The organism is Corynebacterium sp. c3Ub_189 (genome assembly GCF_039907195.1).
GTDB lineage: Bacteria > Actinomycetota > Actinomycetes > Mycobacteriales > Mycobacteriaceae > Corynebacterium.
Genome location: NZ_JASBOF010000004.1, coordinates 1 through 24,338, shown reverse-complemented (window position 1 = coordinate 24,338; position 24,338 = coordinate 1). Strand labels below are relative to the sequence as shown.

Sequence of the window (24,338 nt, the reverse complement as noted above, 5' to 3'; positions counted from 1 at the left end):
CGAGCGGGTGATGTGCAACACAGTAGTAATAAATAGTGCTGTACAACACCTCAACCTGTAATTTTCTCCAGGAAAGGACACGCACCATGACCCTGTATGCAGCCCCCGGAACCGAAGGCTCCATCGTTGACTACCGCGAACGCTATGACAACTACATCGGCGGCCAATGGGTGGCGCCCGTCGATGGTGAATATATGGACAACATCAGTCCGGTAAACGGCGAGGTATTTTGCCAGGTAGCTCGCGGCAAAGAAGCCGATATCAACTTGGCTATCGATGCCGCGGAAAAGGCCTTCGAAACCTTCGGTAAAACCACCCCAGCCGAGCGTGCGTTGCTCCTGCACCGCATTGCGGACCGCATCGAGGAAAACCTGGAAAAGATTGCGGTCGCGGAAACTTGGGAAAACGGCAAGGCCGTACGCGAAACTCTGGCCGCCGATATTCCGCTGGCCGTGGATCACTTCCGCTACTTTGCTGGCGCCATCCGCGCCCAGGAGGGCCGCCTGTCCCAGCTCAACCAGGACACCGTGGCCTATCACTACCATGAGCCGCTCGGCGTCGTAGGCCAGATTATCCCGTGGAATTTTCCGTTGCTCATGGCCGCCTGGAAGATTGCGCCAGCGCTGGCTGCTGGAAACTGCATTGTCATGAAGCCGGCTGAGCAGACACCAGCATCCATCCTGTTGCTCATCGATATCATCGGTGATCTTCTTCCTGACGGCGTGCTCAATATCGTCAATGGCCTGGGAGATGAAGCCGGTGCGGCACTATCCGGTTCGGACCGCATTGCCAAAATCGCCTTCACCGGCTCTACCCCGGTAGGAAAGATCATCAACAAGGCTGCCGCTGACAAGGTCATCCCCGTTACCTTGGAACTGGGTGGTAAGTCCCCGTCCATCTTCTTCAAAGACATCATGGATGAAGACGATTCCTACTTGGAAAAGTGCGTGGAGGGATTTGTCATGTTTGCCCTTAACCAAGGCGAGGTCTGCACGTGCCCATCGCGCGCGCTGGTGCACGAAGACATTGCGGATAAGTTCTTGGAACTGGCCGTTGAGCGCGTCAAGAAGATTAAGATTGGTCACCCACTCGATACGGAAACCATGATGGGTGCGCAGGCCTCCCAGGAGCAGATGGACAAGATCAAGCAGTACCTGGAGATCGGTCCGCAAGAAGGTGCGGAGACTCTTGTGGGCGGCCACGTGAACAAGGTGGAAGGCCTAGAAAAGGGCTACTACATCGAGCCCACCGTGTTTAAGGGAAGTAACGACATGCGCATCTTCCAGGAGGAGATCTTTGGCCCGGTGCTCTCCGTAGCTACGTTTAAGGACTATAACGAGGCGATCACAATCGCTAACGCCACCAACTTCGGCCTTGGTGCCGGCGTATGGTCGCGCAGTCAAAACATCTGCTACCGCGCGGGCCGCGATATCCAGGCCGGCCGCGTGTGGGTCAATCACTACCACGACTACCCAGCACATAGCGCCTTTGGTGGCTACAAGGAATCTGGCCTTGGCCGTGAGAACCACTTGATGATGCTGGGCCACTATCAGGAGACTAAGAATATGTTGGTCTCCTATTCGGACCAGCCGGCCGGCCTGTTCTAAAGGCCGTACCCCTCGGATTAGTTCGCGCGCGCCACTTGGCCTAGGCCACGCAAGAACCGCGGGTCCTCCCAATAGGAGCCATGATCGCCAGGGAGGCCATCCGCGCCGGGGAGGGGAGTGGCACCAAAAGTATCAACGGTGGGATCGGGACCATGGATGCCGCCGTTAGGCCCCGTCGTAATAGCGATGGGGTCGTTGGCATTTGTGGCTGCCCAGATGCGGCCATGCAGTTCTGAGGCGTGGCCAGCACCCGTGCCAGGGCTGCCGACGAGCACTACGTCATCAGCAATTCTTTCCTGCTGTGCGGCATGCCCGGTGACAACAGAACCATAGGAATATCCCACAACGGTGCGCTTGGCCTGCGGATAGCGTTTACCGAGCGAGCGTTGAAACCGGGCGAGTTCTTGACTGGCAGTGTGCGCGGGAGTGGCGTGAACCGCACGGGGCAGGGAAGATGGCGCCTGGTAGCCTAACCACACCACCGCCGGCCCGCCGCTGGCCTTAGCAAGATTGCGGCCGCGGTCCACCGCGCGCTGCCAGGTTTCTGGATCGGAGGAGTGAACTCCTTCCACAAAGGTGGTAAGCGATGCCGGCGTAGTCCGGAAGCCGCCGGGGTCCACCATTGCTACGAGTCGTCCGTCGCCAGTTTCTAGGATTCGCATATCTGGGTTCTGCGCGGCTAGCTGAGATACGTGCTCGCTGGCTTGGGCAAGATTAATCTCGTGGACGGTATCCACTGGAAGATCGGAGAAGTCTTCCAGGCGAACGGGTGGAGCGACCCCGGCAGGCGTACACAGGGCATCGATTTCTTGGGAGCAGAGCCAATCCAGCGAATCGCCCAGTGCCCGCACCTGATTCAACAAGAGCCCGGCGGCGCTGGCCGCGGCGCCATTGCGCTCATCTACTTGTCCTAGAAATGCGATGATGCGGTCTTCGAGTTCCTCGCGGCGGGCTTGCAGGCTGGCGTGGCGCTCAAGGGTGGTGGCAACCTGCTCCATCTGGTGCAGCGGCTGGGCCAGCCAGTCGGTGTAGCCCGCCAAACTGGTGCGGGCGGCGTCACCAGCGGGGCCACTCAGTGATAGGCCGCGCCAATCCTGGTGTGCATCTAAAAATCGAAAACGCAGTTCAGTGCGTTCGCTGTGCAACGTACTGGCGCCATGTCTTAAAGCCATAGATAGGGTCATCGCGCATCTCCCAATGCATGGCCCAGGCGGGAATCTACCCCGGCGGCAGTGACGAGGAAGGCCTCAACGGAGCGCAATTGCTCAGCCGTGGCGTCCTCCGTTGCAGCCACGGTGCTGGACCAGGCGGCACGGGCTCGCTCTAGTGCGGCCGCGGTGCGGTAGGCGGTATCGAGCGCGGCCGTCGGCGGTGGCAGCGGAGGACGCGCCATGAGGGAGCGGACGTAATCGGGCAGGTGCGTGGGAATTTCTACATAACTCATGCCCCTAAGCCTGAAGGACCACACAACGCCGCGCTAGGGGTTATGACGCAGCCTGTGGATAACTTTGCCCTGCTTCATTATTTTGGGAGGCATGAAGGTAGCAGCAGTGCAGTTAACGTCCACCGGTAATATCACCGAAAACCAGGAACTGGCCCTTGCCAAGATCCGTGAGGCAGCCGGAAACGGGGCGCGGTTAATCGTGTTGCCGGAGGCCACGGCGCAGAATTTCCGCTCCGGACGCCTTGATGAGCAGGCGCAGACGCTCGAAGGCCCGTTCGCCACGGCGATCCAAACGCTCGCGGAGGAGCTTGAGGTCACCGTCGTGGTCGGTATGTTCTGCCCAGCCGATACCGTGGAGCGCGACGGCAAGACCATAAATCGCGTGACCAATACGGCGCTCATTGCGGGTCCCGGCGTGCTGGGTGGTTACGACAAGATCCACACTTACGATGCCTTTGACTACCGCGAATCGGATACGGTCTTGGCCGGCGAATCGCTCGTAGCCTTCGACGTGGATGACCTTGTAGTGGGCGTGGCCACCTGCTATGACATTCGTTTCCCAGAGCAGTTTAAGGAGCTGGCTAGCCAGGGTGCGCAGCTCATTGTAGTACCCACGAGCTGGGCGGATGGCCCCGGAAAGCTGGAGCAATGGCGCCTGCTCACGGCCGCGCGTGCCTTGGACTCCACCAGCTATATCCTCGCGGCCGGCCAATCGCGCCCAGGCGGCGAGGCGGAGGCGGGCAATCCCTCCGGACCAACGGGCATTGGCCATTCCACCATCGTTGACCCGAATGGCGTGCGCATGGCCGAGGCCGGGTACGAGGATGACATCCTTTATGCCGACATCGATCCGAATGAGGTAGCGAAAACCCGCCGCGCCCTGCCGGTCGTGGCCACTGCGGACTAGGCCAGTGCCGCGTAGTCTTCCGGCTGCCAGCGCCCGTCGCGGCCCCAGCTAAGGAGGTCGATGTGCTGCTTGCCGACGCCCCTTTGAACCAACTCTTCCTCACCTTCCACAACTTCTTCGGCCGGTCCGACGAGTAGGAAGCGCGGGGGAGTGCCTGTGGATAACTCCACCTCGTTGACTACTACATCGGTCGGCTCCCCGGAGACCACGTAGTCGGCGCCGGGTGCCAATTCGCGGGCATTGAGCAACCACGGGTCTTTTTCTTCCCGCACGATGCGGCGCACCGGTACGCCGAGCGCTGCTAGGTTCTGCTGGAAGTAGGTGTCATAGTGGGCGCCGGGGCTGCCCGCCACGGCAAAGAGGCGCGGTACCCGGCTGCGGTCTTGAGCGCCCAGCGCGGCGAGCGCCGCGCAGCGGGCCGTGGCCCAGCCGGTGCCGTAGGCAATGATGACCAGTTCACCTGCGCCCGCGTTCTGGAGGCTAATGCCGCCGGCGGGCTGGCCCAAGGTCCACCAGTCTCCGGGCTGCGCGTGCGCGAGGGACCGGGAAGCCTCGCCCGCGGTGGAGACGTGAAAGATCAGCTGACCGGTCCCGTCGCTAGGCTGCGCAGGGGTGAGCATCCGCCATTGCCCGGGCAAGTACTGTGTAGTCACCGGAAAGTGCTGCCCCGGTTGGTAGGGCACAGCCAGGCCAGCCTCCACGCGGATGATGGATGTCTCGCGGGTGGGGTGATCCACCGCTACCACTTGCGCCGAGTGCGCCGGTGCTTTGCCGGCGGCGTCGGATTCCCGTGCGGCGTCGGCCATCGTGGTACATACCTGGTGGATGACGTCGCAGGCAAAGTTGTATTGATACTGCGTCAGCGCCAAAACCCGCAGTCCCGCCACGAGGGCATCGTCAAAGCGGGCATAAATTTCGGCCGGAAACCCATGCCGGCGGTGATCGCGGGCGAGCTGGGTGAGCTTTGCGGAGACGTCGGCAAGCAGGGGCTCCCCAGGCTCCGTATGCTCAATCACCCACGCCAGCGCAGGCACCATCGAGGTATGGGTATCGCGCATCGACAGCGCAAAAATCTGCCGGGATTCAGGCACCGCGTTAAAGAAATGCTCGTGGACCGCATCGCGGTACTCGTCTGCGTAATTTCGAAAATGCTCGCCCAATTCCCACATGTCACATCATCCTAATAGTCAGCGCCCAACCGGGGGTCGAGCTACCTACTGAAAGTGTAGTGGGGGTGAAAACGGGAGCCTATGTTGTGGCTCACTTGTCGGCAGGTATTGTATTCCCTATCCGTCTGCCCTCTAACGGGGGCAAGCCGCCATAATTGCACAGCTAGAAAGGGTCCTCATGGAAGATTTTTCCGCATATACGCTCATGCTAGATGTGGGCTGGATTTCTTTGCTCATGGTCATCGGCAACGTCCTGCGTCACCAGGTGAAGTTCATCTTCCAGGACCTGCTGCTACCTGCCCCGATTACCGCCGGCCTCATCGGCCTGCTGGTAGGTCCAAACGTGCTGGGGTGGATTAACTTCTCCGATAACTTGGGCGACTACACCTCCATCCTCATCGCGGTGGTCTTTGCATCTATGGCCTACTCCATGGAAGTGGGAGGCAACATGGGCAAGGGCGCGCGCAATATGTGGGGCTATTCCACCATGATGTTCACCGGCCAGTGGGGCCTGTTCATCGTGCTGGGTCTTTTCCTTTTTGCGCCGCTTTTCGATACCCCGAATTGGTTCGGCATGATGCTGCCCGTCGGTTTCACCGGCGGCTTCGGTACCGCCGCGGCCGTGGGTGGTGCGCTCGAGGGCGTAGGCGCTGATGCCGCGTCTTCGCTCGGCTTTACCTCCGCGACCGTCGGCACGCTGGCCGCAATCATCGGCGGCGTAATCGCCGGTAACTGGGGAATCCGCAAGGGCAAGGTCTCCCACGTACCCAAGGAGCTGCCGGAAGAGCTGCGTCGCGGCTACATTAAGAATATTGATGAGCGCCCGTCTCTCGGCCGCGCTACCACCAACCCTTCCTCCATCGAGCCGCTCGCACTGCACTTTGGCTTCATCATCTTGACCGTGATGACCGCCTACGGCATCAATCAGGGTTTGAGCAGCATCTGGGAAAACGTCTCCGTGCCGCTTTTTGCTATGTCTATGGTGGTGGGCCTTCTCTTCCGTGCGGTCATGAATTTCGTCGGCGCCGAGGATTATCTGGATAAGGACTCCATTTCCTCCATTTCTGGCGCGGCCACGGACTACCTCATCGCTTTCGGCGTGGCTGCCATCGTCCCAGCCGCTATTGCCTCTTATTGGCAGGCACTTCTCCTGCTCTTCGTCTTGGGCACCATCTTCTGCGTGTTCTTCTTGCTGTGGTTCCCAGCCGAGTTCTTTGGTGAGCGCTGGATCGAGCGCGGCATCTTTGGCTGGGGCTGGGCCACCGCCACCGTGGCGACCGGCATCGCCATCCTCAAGATTGTGGATCCTAAGCTCAAGTCCGGCACGCTGTCCGAATACGGCATGGCCTATATCGGTTTCGGTCCCTTCGAAATCTCGTGGACCATCATCGCGCCCATGGCTGTCATGTACGGATTTACCGGCGTCTTCGGCGCCATTTCCTTGGCGATTTCCATCGGCGTCTACATTGCCTTCAAGGCCATGCGCCTTATGCCGCCGCGCGGCACTATCTTCCAAGAGGGCATCGGCCATGTAGGACAGAAGCAAGCATAGCCGCGCTTGCCGACGACCCCCTCCTTCCCGCCTTAAAAAACTATGAGATTGACCGCATAAAAGTTAAGAATATTTCTCGTCGGTGCGGGATTGGTGGAAACCCTCATGGCCGCGACCATGGCCTATAGGCCGCGCTACCACCGTTAACATCGGTGAGAAAAGATTTTCTCGAGAAAGGGCATTCGATTGGGGGTTATTCCTGTACCTTAAATTTTGTTAGAATTAGCGGGTATTAATCTTTGTCTTGATGGGGAACTAGATGTACCAGTTAGATGCGGCTTCCAGGCGGGTGATCATCCTGGAAGCCGCTGTTTATGTAGCGGGCTGCGAAGGCGAGCAAGCCGTTACCGTGGAATCTGTGGCGGACCAGGCTGGTCTCTCGCCACAGGTGGTGGCTGAGGAATTCGCCACCGGTGCCGACATGCTCGCGGAAGTCCCCGCCTTCTTGGATCGTCGCATGTCTGAATACATGGTGGAAGCGGCGCGTCACCTGCCGGAGGGTGATTCCGGCGGCGATGTCCTCATGCAGCTGGCAGAGGCCTACTTTGCCTACGCCCATGACGAGCCCGCCATCTACCACTACCTCTTCGAGCGGTACGATGCTATGGATGAGGAGCACGTCTGCCAATTTGCCAAGGGAGAAAAGTCGGGGACTCCGGGGGCGGACATGGCGCTGGACGTCGTCAAGCGCTTTGCCGAAGAACAGGGTGCCGTCGTGGCCCACGATGGAGACATCTCGCCTTTGGAAATCGGCCGCATCACCTTGGCGTGCTGGTCGGTCATTCACGGCATGGGCCACTTGAGTGTGATGGGTATCTTGCGCCTGCAACATGCCGTTATTCGCGCCGCCAATCTTAAGCAGGTCGATCGCCTCGTAGTCGATGCCCTGCAATATTGGTTTAAGAATAAGCAGATCCCGCAACGCCGCCCCATTATGAACGATGCCCGCGGCATTGTGGAAAAGGTCATGGGCAGCGAGCGTGAAAAACCCTTCGTGGCTCCGGATAACCTTGAGCAGATGGATCCTGAGGAAGCCAAGAAGGTCATTATTGAGGCCGCGCTGCGCGTGGCTGGTCGCCGCGGTGTCGACCGCCGCTTCTTTGACCACGTGGCCGAAAAGCTTGGTACCTCCAAAGACTTCCTGACCACCATCGTGGACAACGATTTCGCGCTGCGTGAGGTGGCAGAAACCCTCACCACCACGGAAATGGTCAAGGTCTTCGAGGATTGCCTTGCTGCGCTTCCGGAGGACACCCCCACTGTAGACCAACTGCAGATTGTTGCGGCCGCCTATTTTAATTACGCGATGATGTACCCAGAGCGTTTCAGCTCCATTATCGCGCTGGCCAGCGGTTCCATCGTTCCACACAATGGTGATGGCAGCTCGCATGAGGGTATGACCAAGAACTATGCCATCATGATGGACCTACTCCGCAAGTTTGTCATCGAGATGGGAATTACCCCCACCGACCAGCTGGTTTATATCAGCGCCTTGGCTGTATGGGCCGGCGCCAATGGCATTGCCCATCTGTGTAGTATCGGCGATTTCAAGACCTTTAATGAAGATCTCAAGTGGGCGCTTTTTGTTCAGGTAGTGACCGTATCCTTCTTTGCCATCGCGCATAGCTTGCAGATTCTGGGCCACGAAAACGAGGAATACAAGCAGGTTTAAAAGTCCTGCGCAAAGTTGAGCGCCCCACGCTCAAAAATATTTAGGTTGAGTGGAATAGGCTCAACTCTGGGTGCGTTGTGCTAAGTGAAGCCCTACAGTGGGTGAATAAAACTTAGAAGGAGCAACGCACACATGAACTCATTTAACCCCACCACTAAAACACAAGAGGCCCTGCAGGACGCCCTGCAAACAGCCTCCTCTAATGGCAACCCGGATATCCGCCCGGCCCATCTGCTGGCCGCTATCTTGAGCCAAGAAGGCGGCATTGCCGCCCAGGTTCTTAAGGCCACCGGCGTAGACCCGGATACCGTGCTCAAGGAAGCCCGCGAGCTCGTTGATTCCTATCCCAAGGCCGAGGGTGCCAATATGGCCAACCCGCAATTTAACCGCGATGGCCTCAACGTCCTGACTAAATCGCAGGAGTTGGCCGGGGAGCTGGGCGATGAATTCGTCTCCACCGAGGTCCTCCTCGCCGCCATCGCTGGCTCTAAGACCGACGCCGCCGAGCTACTTACCGGCCGTGGTGCTACTTATGACGCCATCAAGGGTGCCTTCCCCTCCGTCCGCGGCGCTGCCAAGGTGACCTCTGAGAACCCGGAGGACCAGTTCCAGGCCCTAGAAAAGTACGCCACGGACCTCACCGCCCGCGCCCGAGAGGGAAAGATCGACCCGGTTATCGGCCGCGACCAGGAAATCCGCCGTGTGGTCCAGGTGCTTAGCCGTCGCACGAAGAATAACCCAGTGCTCATTGGCGAACCCGGCGTGGGCAAGACCGCCATCGTGGAGGGCTTGGCCCGCCGCATCGTGGCTGGCGACGTCCCCGAGTCCCTCAAGGGCAAGACCCTCATCAGCCTGGATCTTGGCTCCATGGTCGCCGGTGCGAAGTACCGCGGCGAATTCGAGGAGCGCCTCAAGGCCGTGCTCGATGAGATTAAGTCCTCCGAGGGCGAGATCATCACCTTCATCGATGAGCTGCACACCATCGTTGGCGCCGGCGCTACTGGCGACGGCTCCATGGACGCCGGCAACATGATTAAGCCCATGCTGGCCCGCGGCGAGCTGCGCCTCGTTGGCGCCACCACCTTGGACGAGTACCGCAAGTACATTGAAAAGGACGCCGCCCTCGAGCGCCGCTTCCAGCAGGTCTACGCCGCCGAGCCTTCCGTGGAAGACACCATCGGCATCCTGCGTGGCTTGAAGGAGCGCTACGAGGTGCACCACGGCGTGCGCATCATGGACTCCGCGTTGGTATCGGCCGCCGAGCTATCCAATCGCTACATCACCAACCGCTTCCTACCGGATAAGGCCATCGACCTCGTCGATGAAGCAGGCTCCCGCCTGCGCATGGAGATCGACTCCTCCCCACAGGAAATCGACGAGCTGGAGCGCATCGTACGCCGCATGGAGATCGAAGAGCTGGCGCTGAAGAAGGAATCTGACGCCGCCTCCCAGGATCGCCTAGCCACCCTGCAAGGCGAGCTCGCGGACCAGCGCGAGAAGCTCGGCGAGCTCAAGGCCCGCTGGGCCAATGAGAAGAAGGCCATCGATGATGTCCAAAACATCAAGGAAGAACTCGATGACCTGCGCCGCCAGGCTGAAATCGCCGAGCGCGACGGCGACCTCGCACTCGCCTCCGAGATCAACTACGGCAAGATCCCCCCGCTGGAAAAGGATCTCGCGGCCGCGGAGGTCAAGGCCGCCGAGCAGCGCAATACGATGCTCGATGAGGAGGTAAGCCCGGACACCATCGCGGAGGTCGTTTCCGCCTGGACCGGCATCCCGGCCGGCAAGATGTTGCAGGGCGAGACCGAGAAGCTGCTCAATATGGAATCCGTGCTGGGCAACCGCGTGGTCGGCCAGAAGGAAGCCGTCACTGCTGTATCGGACGCCGTTCGCCGCTCCCGCGCGGGCGTGGCCGACCCCAACCGCCCGACCGGTTCCTTCCTCTTCCTCGGTCCCACCGGTGTGGGCAAGACCGAGCTCGCGAAGGCATTGGCGGACTTCCTCTTTGACGATGAATCCGCCATGGTGCGCATCGATATGTCTGAGTACGGCGAGAAGCACTCCGTTTCCCGCCTCGTCGGTGCCCCTCCGGGATACGTCGGCCACGAGGCTGGCGGCCAGCTCACCGAGGCCGTGCGCCGTCGCCCCTATACGCTCGTGCTTTTCGACGAGGTAGAGAAGGCCCACCCCGACGTCTTCGACGTCCTCCTGCAGGTCCTGGATGAAGGTCGGCTTACCGACGGCCAAGGACGCACCGTCGACTTCCGCAATACCGTTATTATCCTGACCTCCAACCTGGGCGCCGGCGGCACCCGCGAGGAGACCATGGACGCGGTGAAGAAGGCCTTCAAACCCGAATTCATCAACCGCCTCGATGATGTGGTTATGTTCGAGCCCCTTTCTGAGGAGCTACTGCGCGGCATCGTCGACATCCAACTGCGCGGCCTGTCCGAGCGCCTCGACGCCCGCCGCCTGACCCTGCAGGTCTCGGATTCCGCCAAGTCCTGGCTCGCCGAGCGCGGCTACGACCCGGCCTATGGCGCCCGCCCGTTGCGCCGCACCATCCAGCAGGCCATTGGTGACAAGCTCGCCAAGAAGCTGCTGGCCGGCGACATCGTTGATGGCGACACCGTCCACGTGGACGTCGCCGATGGCGGCGCCGAGCTAGACATCGCCGCCCGTTAGTCGGCCGCACAGCGCCCGCCGCGCCAAATCCTGCTCATGCCCCTAGACTCGGGGGCATGAGCATTTTGGTCTCCCCGCAAGAACTCCGCGAATCCATTTATCACGGCGAGCGTTTCACCCTCTTGGCCACCCACTGGCAGCCGCAGCTGCGCCAGAGCTATAACGAATTCACCTCCCTGCACATCCCGACGGCACTATTTAGCGATACCGCCAATTCCTTCGCCGGCCTGCCCGGCTCCCAGGTAGGCCGCAACCCGCTGCCGGATCCGGATAAGCTGCAGGAGCACTTCCGCCAGTGGGGAATCCGCGAGGATCGCCCAGTCGTGGTCTATGACGAAGGCCGTGGCCTTTTCGCCGGCCGCGCCTGGTGGACCTTGCGCTGGGCCGGCCTGGACAACGTCCGCATCCTCGACGGCGGCTTAGCCAATTGGCGCCACCTGGGCTATACCACGCTTACCGGCCCTGGCAACTTCGCCGTTGGTGCCACCGCCGAGGTCAACCCGGGCCAGATGCCCGTGGCCACCATCGATGACGTGCGCAATCACGATGGCCTGCTCATCGATACCCGCACCCGCAACCGCTTCGCCGGCCGTCGCGAGAACCTTGACCTCAAGGCCGGCCACATCCCCGGCGCCGTCAATGTGCCGGAGCGCCTGTTCCACAACGATGGCCTGCGCACCTGGAAGTCCGCGGGCGAAATCCGCGAAGTGCTTTTCGACGCCGGCCTCACCCCCGACAACGTCCAAGGCGCCATCATCTACTCCGGTTCCGGTAACCACTCCGCCCTCGCCTTGGCCGCCATGGAAGACGCTGGCTTCACCGGCCTGCGCCACTATGTCGGTGGCTGGTCCCAGTGGTCTGCCAACCCCCACAACCCCGTCGAGCGCGGCGACCGCCTCACCGTCAACGGCTAATCGCCCCAGTCCGCCCCTCGCTTCGCCCTCAGCCTCCCGCGTCCGCGCGCCGAGCGCTGAGGGCTTGCTCGTTCCTACTACTATCGTGGGGTGATGGCTTTTCTAATCCTTGCTTTTGCGGTCCTTCTCGGCATTGCCGGCGGTGCCCTGCTGCTTTACGACGGCAAACAGCGCACCTCCACCCCTACACCCTCCGCCGACGCAGACCCCAGCTCCGTGGAACCCACCCCCGCTGATGCCGCTCTCGCAGATCCCACTCCAACGGACTCCGCATCCACCTTCGCCGCGCCCGAAAACGCTGCCCCGGCCGAGCCTGCCGATTCGGCCTCGAGCGTGGCCCCCGAGCGTGCCCCTGCCGCTGACCCGGCTACCCCGGCCACCGAAGCAGATGCGTCAGCTCCCGCACCGGAGCTCACTCCCGAGCCCGCGACCGAGACCCCGTCCCAGCAAGAACCTGAGCCAACTGACGAACCCGAGCCGGCCCCCGAACCGGAGCACCAGCCGAGCCACGAGACCGCGAGCGAGCACCCTGCACCTTCCAAGCCCCACGCGCGTCACCGGCCGATCCTGCCGGGAACCATGCGCCGCGAGCGCCGCAATTGGGCGGAAGCCAAGGGATTTGAATTCATGAAGGCCGACCCTTACCTCGTAGACGAATGGACCAGGGGAGTGGCCTCCACCGGCGCGGCTCCCAAAGACATTGTCGCCGGTAACGTGTACGGCCACGAGATGCTGTTGATGGATATCGATGGCGTCAACGTCATGGCCATGCGCACCGGCGCAGCCTCCGACATGGTGGTGGACTTCCGTCGTTTCGATCGCGACGACGCGAAGGCTTCCGAGGACCTGCTGTTGGCGATGACCATCGAGGGTTTCGATGTGTATTCCTCGGATAGCGCCGTGACCGAGCGCATGGTGGACGAGCGCGTCCACGTCGCCCTCCAGCAAATGCCCGAGGCCGTTACCGCACTGTGGATGGAAACAGAGTGGGTCCTGGCGCAGACCACGAAGCAGGCGCGCTCCGCGGAATGGGACGCGATGCTGCCGCCTCTCGCCCTGCTTGCCGACGCCGCCCGCGTCCTCCCCCCGCGTTCCTCGGCCACCCACGTGGTGCGCCTTGAGGAATTGGATCCAGCCCGCGAGATTCCCGCTCAGCCCATCGTCGAAGTCGTCGGCGGCGCGCCGACCGCAGGCGCGCCCGAATTCGAGCGACCCGTCATCCAACGGCCGGAAGAGCCGTTGCAGATGCCGTCTCGGGCCTACTCCGAAACCCGCGGCCCGGTCGAGCACAGCGCCCTCGGCGGCGACGAAGTAGACGCCATTGCCGACGGCCGCGAGCGCCCCAACCCCGATTCTCATACCGCCCGCCTGCCGCGCCAGCAGTTCCGCGCCGCCTCCATCTTCGACAGCCCCTCCGCCGACTCCACCACCGATGGCCTCCGTGCGGCCGACCCCAACCCAGTCGACCCCACCCCGGCGAGCGAGTCCGCGGCCGAGGAATCGGACCCGCGCCGGGGAGAGTAGCCTAGAGTCCGATACCGGCGGCCGGCCGCCGTCCCCGAACCACAACAAGGAGCAGATGACTGTGGATTCTCACACCACCAACGCCCAGAACGCGCACGCCCAGAACTTGGACGCCGAGAAGAAGGCCCGCCTCGCCGAACTGGTTAAGGAACTGGCCGTCGTCCACGGCAAGGTGACCCTGTCCTCAGGTAAGGAAGCTGACTACTACGTGGATCTCCGCCGCGCTACCTTGCATCACGAAGCTTCCCGCCTTATCGGCGCCCTGCTGCGCGAGTTGACCGCAGATTGGGATTTCGCGGCCGTCGGTGGCCTGACTCTCGGCGCCGACCCGGTTGCTACCTCCATCATGCATGCCGAGGGCCGCGATATCGACGCCTTCGTCGTGCGCAAAGAAGCCAAGAAGCACGGCATGCAGCGTCGCATCGAGGGTGCGGACGTAGAAGGCAAGAAGGTTCTTGTCGTAGAAGACACCACCACTACCGGTAACTCCCCGCTGACCGCCGTGGCCGCGCTGCGCGAGGCCGGCGCCGAGGTCGTGGGCGTGGCGACCGTTGTGGACCGCGAGACCGGCGCCGGCGACGTCATCGCCGCAGAAGGCCTCGAGTACCGCTCCCTGCTGGGCTTGGGCGACCTTGACCTCGCCTAACGCAGATGGCGCGGCCGACCAGGCCAAGGGCCCGACCGAGTGGAACGAGGGCCGCCATGGCGTAGGCCCCTGGGAAGGTCCGCTGCCGCAAGGGCCGGAGGCCGCGAAATACGATCCAGAGCTGCTTGCCGAAGGCGACCGTCGCAACGTCGTCGACGCCTACCGCTACTGGAGTAGGGAAGCGATCAAAGAGGACATCGATAAGCGCCGGCATAGCCTGCACATCGCCATCGAGAACTTCGAAAACGACGCCAATATCGGCACCGTCGTGCGCACCGCCAACGCCTTCGCCGTCGATACCGTGCATATCGTCGGCCGGCGGCGGTGGAATCGCCGCGGGGCAATGGTCACGGATAGGTACCAGCACTTGATGCACCACGAGAGCGTCGAGAAGCTTATTGCTTGGGCGGCCGAGGAGGGCCTTACCGTCGTTGCCATCGACAACACCCCCGGTTGCGTGCCCCTGGAAACGGCCGAGCTGCCGGAGCGCAGCCTGCTACTCTTCGGCCAGGAAGGCCCCGGCGTGACGCAAGCAGCCCAAGATGCCGCGGTGATGACCTGCTCCATCGCCCAATTTGGCTCCACCCGCTCCATCAACGCGGGTGTCGCGGCCGGCATCGCCATGCACGCCTGGATCCGCCAGCACGCCGATCTGGATAATTCTTGGTAGGAAGATCGCTACACTAGCTGTATCTACCCGTGCGACTGGAGTGATTGAGGAACCGTGGAAGAAAAATGGGCCCACCGCGCCGAACTCGCAGAGGCCGCCATCAATGAGCGCCACGCGCACTCTGTGTGGGGCCTGCCTCGCACCAATCTAGCGGTGGTTAGCTGGCCGCCCACCACGAAGGAAAAACTCTTTGTCCACTGGCACTACTGGTGGCAGGCCCACTACCTGGACTGCCTCGTCGATGCGGCGCTGCGCAATAACACCAAGGTGCGCCGCTACCGCATCTATGACACCTTGCGCGGCATTCGCATCCGCAACCTCGCGCAGCTGACCAAGAATAAGTACTACGACGACAAGGCTTGGCTCGCGCTGGCCTTCGGCCGCGTGGAAGGACTGAAGAAGGCAAAGACGCCCAAGCGCCTCGCGGCCCTGCAGCGCAATATCCACGAAGGCCTCGATGAAACGCTTGGTGTGCTGCCGTGGCGCCTGGGCGAGAATTTCATGAACGTGCCCTCCAATGGCCCGGGCGCCATCATGCTCGCGCGGATGGGGCGCATTGAGGAAGCACGCCACATCGTTGACTGGATCTATGACCACCTGCTTGACGACGACGGCTACATCATGGACGGCGTCCGCATGCGCATGGACGGCCCTGAGGTGGTAAAAAACATCCACCCCTACTGCCAGGGCGTAGTGCTCGGCGCGTGCCTGGAAATCGTGCTGGCGCTGCGGGAAAAGGCCGGCGTGGGCGATCTGGAGCACATCGACAGCGTGTACGAGGCCGAGATGGCTTCCGAGATGATGGATTACATCATCCGCATCCGGGGCTTGGTGCAGACCGTGGCTTCGGGCATGGCTACGCCTTCGGGCGTGGTGGACTGGGAGACCGGCGATGGCGACGGTGGCCTGTTTAAGGGAATTTTGATGCGCTATCTTGCCGACGTCGCTGTGCGCCTGCCCGGCGATTCCCCCGCCAACCGCGCGACGAAAAAGCTGGCCGCGCGCATGGTGGTGGCCTCGGCCGAGTCGGTGTGGGAGCACCGCCTCGAGGTCGACGGCCTGCCGATTTTCGGATCCGACTGGTTGTCCGATGCGCGCCTGCCACATAACTACGGCTTCGGCCGGCGCACCATGAGTGAGAAGGTCGGCATCATTCGCGTAGATGAGCGTGATCTGTCCGTGCAACTCTCCGGGTGGATGCTGATGGAGGCCTGCGCTCGCGTGACGCGGCACATGCCTAAATAATCCACGCTTTTCAGAGGGGGATTGGCTCCGGAAATGAGCGGGTTGAAAATGTCACACAGTTTTTGCGGCAGAATTTTCGTGAAACGGGCATACTTGGGTGCTGGAACGTGTTTGACCACAAACCCACTTTTTAAGGATGGAAACTCATGCCAATTGCAACCCCTGAGGTCTATAACGAGATGCTGGATACCGCGAAGAAGAATGGCTTCGCGTTCCCAGCTATCAACTGCACCTCATCTGAGACCATTAACGCAGCTCTGAAGGGCTTTGCTGAGGCCGAGTCCGACGGCATCATCCAGTTCTCCACCGGCGGTGCCGCCTTCGGCTCCGGTCTGGCTGTGAAGGACAAGGTCAAGGGTGCTCAGGCACTGGCCGCATTCGCTCATGAGGCCGCCAAGCACTACGGCGTGAATATCGCGCTGCACACCGACCACTGCCAGAAGGAGGTACTCGATGAGTACGTCCGCCCACTGCTGGCAATCTCCCAGGAGCGCGTCGACCGCGGCGAGAACCCACTGTTCCAGTCCCACATGTGGGACGGCTCCGCTATTCCAATCGATGAGAACCTGGTCATCGCACAGGAGCTGCTGGAGAAGGCTAAGAACGCTCACGTCATCCTCGAGGCCGAAATCGGCGTCGTCGGCGGCGAAGAGGACGGCGTCCAGGCTAAGGCGGGCGCTAACCTTTACACCTCCCCAGAGGACTTTGAGAAGACCATCGATGCTCTGGGCACCGGTGAGAAGGGCCGCTACATGCTGGCTGCTACTTTCGGCAACGTTCACGGCGTCTACAAGCCAGGCAACGTGAAGCTTCGCCCAGAGGTCCTGCTTGAGGGCCAGAAGGTTGCACAAAAGAAGCTCGGCCTGGGTGAGGACGAGTACGCCTTCGACTTCGTCTTCCACGGTGGCTCCGGCTCCGAGAAGGAAAAGATCGAAGAGGCTCTGCGCTACGGTGTCATCAAGATGAACGTAGACACCGATACCCAGTACGCCTTCACCAACCCGATCGCTCGCCACATGATGACGAATTACGATGGCGTCTTCAAGATTGACGGCGAGGTTGGCAACAAGAAGGTCTACGACCCACGTTCCTACCTGAAGAAGGCAGAGCAGGGCATGTCCGAGCGCGTCATCGAGTCCTGCCAGGACCTGCACTCTGTGGGCAAGTCCATTTCCAAGTAATTGCCCTTAGCTGCTCCACACTGCTTTAAGTTGAGGCAGCCTCGCACATAGGCATGCCGAATGAGCCGCTTCCCCGCGTGGGAGGCGGCTTTTTCGTGCTCTCGGCCGGCGCAGTTAGGGGTTGTGTGTGGGGGTGGGATTGTGGTTGGGGTTTGGCGGCCTAGCGGGGCTGGGGACGAAGCGCGGGGTATTGCTCCACGGCGGTACCCAGGCGACGCGGCCGTCGATGCGTACCATGCGGCCGCGTTCCGTTGGCCGGGCGGGGTCATCTTGGTTGACGGCGTTGTGGTGCGCGCACAAGGTGACCAGATTTTCTTGGTTGGTAGGCCCACCGGCGGACCAGGCGGTGAGGTGGTGGACTTGGGCGTCGTCGGCAGGCGTATTGCAGCCCGGCCAGGCGCACACGGGGTGCTCGGCTGCGGCGAGCATGCGCTGTTTCCACGTGGCCATGCGCTCGGTGCGATACAGGTTCACCGGGCCGTGCTCGGGGTGGACCAGGCTGACGTAGCCGCGCTGGGCTAAGGCACGAGCGACGAGTTGCGCGCCGGTCATGCGGGCGCCGTTGGTGAGCTGGAGGGTGATATCGGAGGCGTCGGCAGGCGCGGCGACGATGCGGTCGAGCTGGTCCAGGGTGAGGATGACGTTGGTGTGCACGGCCGGCAGTGCGCCAGGGTTGCCCTCGAGGAGGACCTTCTTTGCGGCGGCGAGGGGATCGTCCTTGTTGACGGAGGAGAGCACGCCCTTGATATCGGCGATATCGGTGGGATCGGCTGTAATCGAGATGGTGTGGGGTCCGTCGGGGCGGCGGGTATAGCGCACGCCGGGCTCGGGGCGACGGGGAGGATTGAGCTGCTTGAGGAGCTTCTTGGCCACAGAAGGGATGAGGCGGGCCTCGGTGCGACAGAGTTCTAGGCGCAGGTCCCAGGCGCGGCTGGTGTCGCGCACGCGGCGGGTATAGGACTCGATGCTATCGAGCGTGGTGAGGTCATGGGCACGGGTGCGGGCGGCATCGCGCGCGAGGCGCTGCTTGCGGGTATTGGACGTGCGGCCGAAGTAGACGTGCTGCAGGCGGGCGAGCTGGGCAGCCAGAAGGGGGCTGGCCCCGGCCTCGAGGAGCGAGTCTTCGGAGCAGCCCTGAAAATCGGCGACGAGATCGACGCCGCGGCGGCATAGCAAGAGAAATTCGGTGTTCACACGGCCGAAGCTAAAGGGCACGCGAGGGCCGAACAAGCGGTGCGCGGCCGGGAAGGGCGAAATTGTGGATAGGTGGGGGAAAGGGGGCGTCGGCAAGAGCTATCCACAAGCCGGCCGGCGGCCGAGATGCGCGGGGACGGCGGCGATGGTAAGGGCGGTCTTCTATGCTGGAGGGCATGTCGGAAGCGAAGGAAAGAGTCTCAACGCGGCAAAAGCTGCGGGTGATTGACCGCTCGGTGCTCTCGCGGGTTAACCGCATCCGCTCGCGGTTTGTCTACATCGTCCAGGCGACTATCGGCGCGGCGCTCGCGTACTGGGTAGCCGGCGATGTGGTGGGGCACCCGCAGCCGTTCTTCGCACCGATTTCCGCGGTCATCATTCTGGGGCTTTCGGGCGGGGACAGGATGAAAAAGGCGTTGGAGATGTCGATTGGCGGCATCATTGGCGTGGCCGTGGGCGACCTGCTCTTCCAAATTGTGGGGCAGGGGCCGTTTCAGATTTTCTTCATTGTGGGCGCGGGCCTGGTGGTGGGCTCGTTTTTGACCAAGTCGCCGCTGGTGACCAACCAAATTGTCTTTGGCGCGATTTTGATCGCCACGATTTTCCCACCCACAGAGGGCCCAGGCGGCCTGCACCGCGCGATTGACGCGATGATTGGCTCTGGCATTGGCCTTATCACCATTGCGCTGATTCCCAATTCTCCGTTGGTGGAGGCGCGGCGCGAGGTCTCGAAGGTGTTAAAAATTGCCTCGAGCATTCTTGCCGACGTCACGTATGGCATCCGCCACCAAGACCCCGCCGTCATCCGCGATGCGCGCGAGGCGGTACGCGGTACGCAAAATAGCATCAATACTCTGCTGAGCGCGGCGCAATCGGGTAGGGAGGCCTCGGAGGTCTCGCCGCTGTTGTGGGCCTCGCGGCGCAGCATTCGCTCGCTGGAGCGCATCCTCATGCCGGTGGATAACGCGGTGCGCGGGGTGCGCGTGCTCTCGCGCCAGGCGCTGGGCCTGACGGAGGACCGCGATAAGGTTTCGGAGGAGCAGCTGGAGTTGCTCGATGAGCTTTCCGACGTCATCCTCGCTATCAGCGAGCTCTACGGCCAAGGCAAACAGCACGGGCACGACGAGGCGATTGAGATTCCGGACCTTGTGCAGCGCCTGCGCATCGTGGGCGGGCGCGCCGGGCTGGACATTATCGATAAAGAAGGCACGCTCTCGGCCTATATGATTCTGGGCCAAACGCGCTCCATCGTGGTGGACATGCTGATGGTGTGCGGGCTCTCGCGCGAGTCGGCTGTGGCGCACCTCGTGCCGACCTCGCAGCACCCGGCCTACCCGCCGGAGGTGTGGGGGCGCGAGGACAAGCGTCCTCGCGCGTAGATAAAGACGTCGCGCGCAGACAAGGACGCCGCGTGAGCTAAGGGCGGACGATTTGGAGGTCGCGCAGGTGGCGGTAGAACGTCACGCGGGTCACCGGCCGCTTGTGAGGGACAGAATCGACGATGACGCGCAGCTGCGGGCCGCCAGCCTGGACCGCGCGGCCGGTGCTGACGGATTCGGGGTCGAGCTGACCGGGCTTACGCAGGAGCGAGCGCAGGCGGCCCTGCGACTCGACGGGGGAGGTGGCGCGGGCGGCGAGGATGCCGGGGGCGTCGGTCATCGGGACGAGGCGCGCGCCAAAGGTTTTGGGGGAAGTGGCGGCTAGGGTGTGGTCGTCGATGATGATTTCGCCGGTGAAAGAGCCATTTGCGGTGTCCGAAATAGTGGCGGAGCCCGCGACGGCGAGGCCGGAATCGTTGCGGATGAGCGGCGCAGGGCGGACCGGGGCCGTGCGGGCGAAGTCGAGGGCCTCGGCCGGGGAGGTGGGAATTCCCCAGTTCTGCGCGGCCGCGGATGTGGCGGATGCGGGGGAGGCGGTCGGCGCGGTGGTTGAGGGGGCAGAGGCTGCGGCCGAGGGGACGGGGATGAAAGCGACCTCGGCCCAGAGGCGGTCGGAGCGCATGAGGCGGGTCAGCACGGCCGAGAGGGCGGCGTCGGAGCCGGCGACGACGATGCGGGCGGGCTCAGCTAAGTGTGGGGCCTGCGGGGCAGGTTCGGGGGCGCCGAGGTGGCGAACGTCGGGTTGCGCGGCGATGTCATCGAGCGAGGGAGTGGGGTCTGTGGGGAGGAGGGGGTTGAGGAAGGCGTCGATAAGCGCGAGCTCTTTGCGGGTAGGGATGGGGGAGAGGTCGTGGGCTTCGGCAGGCATGGCCACGCCCGGGGCGCCGCAACGGAGGAACAAAAAACGCATGCGGACAATGCTACGCGGGCTTTTTGCGCCGGGAAAGTGTAAAGTTGGAGAGTATTTTGGCTTCAATTATGAGGAAGTGACTAAACAATGGCAGCGATCGTCATTGTCGGCGCCCAGTGGGGCGACGAAGGCAAGGGCAAAGCGACCGACATCCTCGGCGGCAAGGTTGACTACGTGGTCAAGCCGAACGGCGGTAATAACGCCGGCCATACCGTCGTGGTAGGCGGCGAAAAATACGAGCTGAAGCTCCTGCCGGCCGGCATTTTGTCCGAGAACGCCACCCCAGTGCTGGGCAATGGCGTAGTGATCAACCTTGAGGCGCTCTTTGATGAGATTGACGGCCTTGAGGCCCGCGGCGCGAACGCCTCGCGCCTGAAGATTTCCGCCAATGCGCACCTGGTGGCGCCGTACCACCAGACCCTGGACCGCGTGCAGGAGCGCTTCCTGGGCAAGCGCGCTATCGGCACCACCGGCCGCGGCATTGGCCCGACCTACGCCGATAAGGTCGCGCGCATTGGCATCCGCGTGCAGGACATTTTTGATGAGTCCATCCTGCGCCAGAAGGTGGAATCCGCGCTGGATATCAAGAACCAGATGCTGGTGAAGATGTACAACCGCAAGGCCATCGAGGCGGATCAGATTGTGGAGTACTTCCTGAGCTACCGCGACCGCCTGCGCCCGATGGTTATCGATGCTGAGCTGGAGCTCAACCAGGCCCTCGAAGCTGGCAAGCACGTGCTCATGGAGGGCGGCCAGGCCACCATGCTCGACGTGGACCACGGCACCTACCCGTTCGTGACCTCGTCTAACCCGACGGCCGGTGGTGCTTCCGTAGGCTCCGGTATTGGCCCTACCCGCATCAAGACCTCGCTGGGCATCATCAAGGCTTACACCACCCGCGTGGGTGCCGGCCCGTTCCCCACCGAGCTCTTTGATAAGTGGGGCGAGTACCTGCAGACCACCGGCGGCGAGATTGGTGTGAACACCGGCCGCAAGCGCCGCTGTGGTTGGTATGACTCCGTTGTGGCGCGCTATGCCACCCGCGTCAATGGATTTACCGATTACTTCCTGACCAAGCTGGACGTTCTCACCGGTATCGGCGAGATCCCGATCTGCGTGGCTTACGACGTCGACGGCAAGCGCTACGACGAGCTGCCGCTTACCCAGTCCGAATTCCACCACGCCGAGCCCATCTTTGAGACCATGCCGGCCTGGGATGAGGACATCACGGAGTGCTCCACCTTTGAGGAGCTGCCGCAGAAGGCACAGGATTACGTCCTGCGCTTGGAAGAGCTGTCTGGCTGCCGTATCTCCTATATCGGCGTTGGTCCGGGCCGCGACCAGACCATCATTCGTCATGATGTGATGGAAGACCAGTAAGGCCGTAGTCCTCACCGAGGTGGTGTGAGAGCCCCGCTCCCTAGCACAGCTGAACTGGCTCTCTGCACGATGCTTCTCCTAGCCCTCCAAGCAGACAGCAAAGGTTCCTATCCCTGCCCAGCTCTTGGTCCCTCTAAGGGATTGAGACCTAATTGAGCGAAAGCGCCCGTGTCCCGTCATTGAGACGGAGCAGGGGCGCTGTGGTGTTTCAGCGTCCCTTAACCGCACACAGGGCCATGGCGTGGTAAATTTAGGCTTTCCCTGTTGAATGTAACTAGACACTAAGCTAAAGTTAAGATTGCTTTAAGTACTGAGAGTTTTCAGCTTTCGCGGGCCCTATTCCCGCGTATTACTACACAGGGAGTTACTTCAATGATTATCAAGCTTGTGAGCGGCCTGCTAGCCACGATTATGGGCTTCTTCGGCCTGGGCGCCCCGGCGCAGGAGGCTGCGCCGGCTCCTGAGCAGGAGCAGGTTGCCGTTGCTGGGCAGGGCAACAACGACGACGTGCAGGCGCTTATCGACGCCGCCCAAGCCGAAGCCGGCTACGACTTCATCAGCGTCCGTTACGAAGGCGACACCGCCCATATTGCCCTGAACCCGGAGACCTACAACCCGGACAAGGATGGCGATACTTTTGAGGCGGTTTCCCAGCTCTTGCAGGAAAAGGGCTACCGGGTTACTGCCGTTCTTTAAGGCCTAGTTCATTCCAGGATCCGCACTGCGGCCTCGGTAAAGCATCCGCTTGCCGACGCCCGTGCGGATTTTTCTTTGCCCAATTCTCCCTCACTCCCTATTCGGGGGTCCTAAGTGTGATTGTGACGACCTTAGGCAGAGTTTTCGCTCACACAGCCCTTCTTGGAGATGAGAGGCAAAAGGATTAAGGATTACTACATTTCTAAAATGTCGAACGTGCGTACACTCTTATCGAATGCCATGCAGCTACACCTGTAACACCAACTTTCTGGGGATGGTAGCGGGGTGACGCGAAGAAATTGCGTGCAATCCCCCCTCTCTAAAATTTGCAAGAAATTAGATAAAGCACAGCGTAAAGAAATATCTACGTAGGTCTTGTTAAAGCTAATCTTAGTATTGATTAAGCCATTAGTGTGGTGTCCAGACCTTAAGAAAGGCCTAGGATACATTGAACATACGTATTTAAACCTAGGTTAACCGTGGAAATAAGTGCATCCACCTGTGGGTATGAAATTAGAAATCCTGCATAACCTGCAGTTTTCTAAAGCTTTCTGGCTGGCGCCTTAAATTTTCCCGTGATATTATGCTGAGAGCACGATAAGAGTTAATCCAGAGTTGGGTTCAAAACCCTGATTAACCGCAGTGTGTTCAAGTCTCAATTTCAGGTTCTGTTCAGCGAAGACACTCGCTGTACAGGAAAACGAATGTAAGTATTTGTACCGCTCGAAGAGGAAAGAATGAGTAAGTTAAGAAATATATCCCGAGAGGGGTGGATGGTCTTTACCGCAGTGCTTGCTGCAATTGCGGTAATCGCGGCCATGGTCCACGTCCCAGGGGCCGAGGCGCAGGACGGAGATGAACGATTCTCGATCGAAGCCAATAAAGGCCTGCCACAAGTGACAACAGCGGACGCCCCTAATTGGGGAACGATGGTTTGGACGGGCAAGCCCGATGGTTCAGAAGGAAAAATGAACGTCGGTTGGGCTTGGTGTATTGATCCTATATTGCGCCAGCCAATTGATGCCAAGAAGACCTATGACAGGAATAATGCTGGTAAGGCGCCAATTGAGCCCGAATATCGTGACGCTGCTATTAACGTTGCAACCAAGATGCACAATGCAATTCTGCAGGGGGAAAAGCAGACCGTTGCGAATTACTCTGTTTACCTAGCGGCATTGATCGGTAGTAATGTTGACAACGGTCAGTATGTCGGGGGTGCGCGAAACGATACTCGAGAGCACATTTTGAATCCGACTCACAGCTCTGACGGTGCCGCTGGAGCATTGTGGAAAAACTATAACGGCAGTGCAAAGGAATTCACTCAGTTAACTGGATTCATCATTAAGCAGGATCCTAACCGAAGTGGAAGGTTTATTCTGGAAAGGGATCCTTCGGTTTCCATTCCGAAAGCCCCAGAAGGTGCTTACATCACAATTGTCGGACCTCAAGGTAATTTGACTTCGGATCACGGATCTCTGAAAGGTAATCAGCGCGTATTCACCCCGGATCAGCCTGGTTTGCCTGGTGACGGCGGAGACGGCTCGAATCCATCTGGACGGG

At 61.2% G+C, this 24,338-nt stretch carries 19 protein-coding genes and 1 pseudogene; 15 read left to right on the top strand and 5 right to left on the bottom strand.

All coding sequences use genetic code 11. From position 1 onward, the window contains the following. The first annotated feature begins 86 nt into the window (after positions 1 to 86). Complete coding sequence (locus tag QKD99_RS02970) at positions 87 to 1,607, top strand: aldehyde dehydrogenase family protein (protein ID WP_347950669.1); 1,521 nt, start codon at positions 87 to 89, stop codon at positions 1,605 to 1,607. 17 nt (positions 1,608 to 1,624) lie between these two features. On the opposite strand, the gene QKD99_RS02965 is transcribed toward QKD99_RS02970, so the two are convergent. Both QKD99_RS02965 and QKD99_RS02960 read right to left on the bottom strand, forming a co-directional pair. Further along, positions 1,625 to 2,779 (bottom strand): alpha/beta hydrolase, encoded by a 1,155-nt coding sequence (locus QKD99_RS02965; RefSeq protein ID WP_347950668.1) that lies wholly within the window; start codon positions 2,777 to 2,779, stop codon positions 1,625 to 1,627. An 8-nt stretch (positions 2,780 to 2,787) separates the two neighbouring features. Further along, positions 2,788 to 3,051 (bottom strand): hypothetical protein, encoded by a 264-nt coding sequence (locus QKD99_RS02960; RefSeq protein WP_347950667.1) that lies wholly within the window; start codon positions 3,049 to 3,051, stop codon positions 2,788 to 2,790. Between the two features lie 91 nt (positions 3,052 to 3,142). Between QKD99_RS02960 and QKD99_RS02955 the strand changes: the two genes are divergently transcribed. Further along, positions 3,143 to 3,958, top strand: coding sequence for a carbon-nitrogen hydrolase family protein (locus QKD99_RS02955; RefSeq protein ID WP_347950666.1), 816 nt, complete (start codon positions 3,143 to 3,145; stop codon positions 3,956 to 3,958). Here QKD99_RS02955 and QKD99_RS02950 read toward each other — a convergent pair. After that, positions 3,955 to 5,127, bottom strand: coding sequence for a 2-polyprenylphenol hydroxylase (locus QKD99_RS02950; RefSeq protein ID WP_347950665.1), 1,173 nt, complete (start codon positions 5,125 to 5,127; stop codon positions 3,955 to 3,957). The two genes, QKD99_RS02955 and QKD99_RS02950, sit on opposite strands and share 4 nt — an antisense overlap. 178 nt (positions 5,128 to 5,305) lie before the next feature. Between QKD99_RS02950 and QKD99_RS02945 the strand changes: the two genes are divergently transcribed. The 9 genes from QKD99_RS02945 to fbaA all read left to right on the top strand — a co-directional run bounded on the left by QKD99_RS02945 (position 5,306) and on the right by fbaA (position 17,219). Then, a complete protein-coding gene (locus QKD99_RS02945) occupies positions 5,306 to 6,679 on the top strand; it encodes a sodium:glutamate symporter (protein ID WP_239279373.1) in 1,374 nt (457 codons plus the stop codon). 259 nt (positions 6,680 to 6,938) lie between these two features. Beyond that, positions 6,939 to 8,351, top strand: a complete 1,413-nt coding sequence (locus tag QKD99_RS02940; protein ID WP_284868782.1) for a WHG domain-containing protein — start codon at positions 6,939 to 6,941, stop codon at positions 8,349 to 8,351. 132 nt (positions 8,352 to 8,483) lie between these two features. Next, positions 8,484 to 11,039, top strand: a complete 2,556-nt coding sequence (clpB, locus tag QKD99_RS02935; RefSeq protein ID WP_347950664.1) for an ATP-dependent chaperone ClpB — start codon at positions 8,484 to 8,486, stop codon at positions 11,037 to 11,039. A gap of 56 nt (positions 11,040 to 11,095) precedes the next feature. Next, positions 11,096 to 11,953 (top strand): sulfurtransferase, encoded by an 858-nt coding sequence (locus QKD99_RS02930; protein ID WP_005329334.1) that lies wholly within the window; start codon positions 11,096 to 11,098, stop codon positions 11,951 to 11,953. Between the two features lie 93 nt (positions 11,954 to 12,046). Beyond that, positions 12,047 to 13,477 carry a hypothetical protein gene (locus QKD99_RS02925; RefSeq protein ID WP_347950663.1) on the top strand — a complete coding sequence of 477 codons (1,431 nt, stop codon included), beginning with the start codon at positions 12,047 to 12,049 and terminating at the stop codon, positions 13,475 to 13,477. 55 nt (positions 13,478 to 13,532) lie between these two features. Continuing rightward, positions 13,533 to 14,123 carry an orotate phosphoribosyltransferase gene (gene pyrE, locus QKD99_RS02920; RefSeq protein WP_005325539.1) on the top strand — a complete coding sequence of 197 codons (591 nt, stop codon included), beginning with the start codon at positions 13,533 to 13,535 and terminating at the stop codon, positions 14,121 to 14,123. Next, positions 14,110 to 14,793 (top strand): TrmH family RNA methyltransferase, encoded by a 684-nt coding sequence (locus QKD99_RS02915; RefSeq protein ID WP_239279369.1) that lies wholly within the window; start codon positions 14,110 to 14,112, stop codon positions 14,791 to 14,793. The genes pyrE and QKD99_RS02915 overlap by 14 nt, the downstream gene beginning before the upstream one ends. A 54-nt stretch (positions 14,794 to 14,847) precedes the next feature. Further along, positions 14,848 to 16,038 (top strand): glycoside hydrolase family 76 protein, encoded by a 1,191-nt coding sequence (locus tag QKD99_RS02910; protein WP_347950662.1) that lies wholly within the window; start codon positions 14,848 to 14,850, stop codon positions 16,036 to 16,038. 146 nt (positions 16,039 to 16,184) lie between these two features. Beyond that, positions 16,185 to 17,219 carry a class II fructose-bisphosphate aldolase gene (fbaA, locus tag QKD99_RS02905; protein ID WP_239279367.1) on the top strand — a complete coding sequence of 345 codons (1,035 nt, stop codon included), beginning with the start codon at positions 16,185 to 16,187 and terminating at the stop codon, positions 17,217 to 17,219. Between the two features lie 114 nt (positions 17,220 to 17,333). On the opposite strand, the gene QKD99_RS02900 is transcribed toward fbaA, so the two are convergent. After that, entirely contained in the window at positions 17,334 to 18,413 is a 1,080-nt protein-coding gene (locus QKD99_RS02900; protein ID WP_347950661.1) for an HNH endonuclease signature motif containing protein, read from the bottom strand. 164 nt (positions 18,414 to 18,577) lie between these two features. On the opposite strand from QKD99_RS02900, the gene QKD99_RS02895 reads away from it, so the two are divergent. Next, entirely contained in the window at positions 18,578 to 19,792 is a 1,215-nt protein-coding gene (locus tag QKD99_RS02895; RefSeq protein WP_347950660.1) for an FUSC family protein, read from the top strand. A 37-nt stretch (positions 19,793 to 19,829) separates the two neighbouring features. Here QKD99_RS02895 and QKD99_RS02890 read toward each other — a convergent pair whose 3' ends face one another. Then, entirely contained in the window at positions 19,830 to 20,702 is an 873-nt protein-coding gene (locus QKD99_RS02890; protein WP_347950659.1) for a hypothetical protein, read from the bottom strand. Positions 20,703 to 20,789: 87 nt separating this feature from the next. Here QKD99_RS02890 and QKD99_RS02885 point away from each other — a divergent pair, with 87 nt between their 5' ends. From QKD99_RS02885 to QKD99_RS02875, 3 genes and pseudogenes are all read left to right on the top strand, one after another. After that, on the top strand, positions 20,790 to 22,082 hold the full coding sequence (locus tag QKD99_RS02885) for an adenylosuccinate synthase (RefSeq protein WP_005325555.1): 1,293 nt from the start codon (positions 20,790 to 20,792) through the stop codon (positions 22,080 to 22,082). A gap of 372 nt (positions 22,083 to 22,454) precedes the next feature. Further along, positions 22,455 to 22,778, top strand: coding sequence for a malonyl-CoA-ACP transacylase (locus QKD99_RS02880; RefSeq protein WP_316972044.1), 324 nt, complete (start codon positions 22,455 to 22,457; stop codon positions 22,776 to 22,778). A 773-nt stretch (positions 22,779 to 23,551) separates the two neighbouring features. Further along, positions 23,552 to 24,338 (top strand): annotated as a pseudogene (locus QKD99_RS02875) (adhesin); the annotation flags it as partial.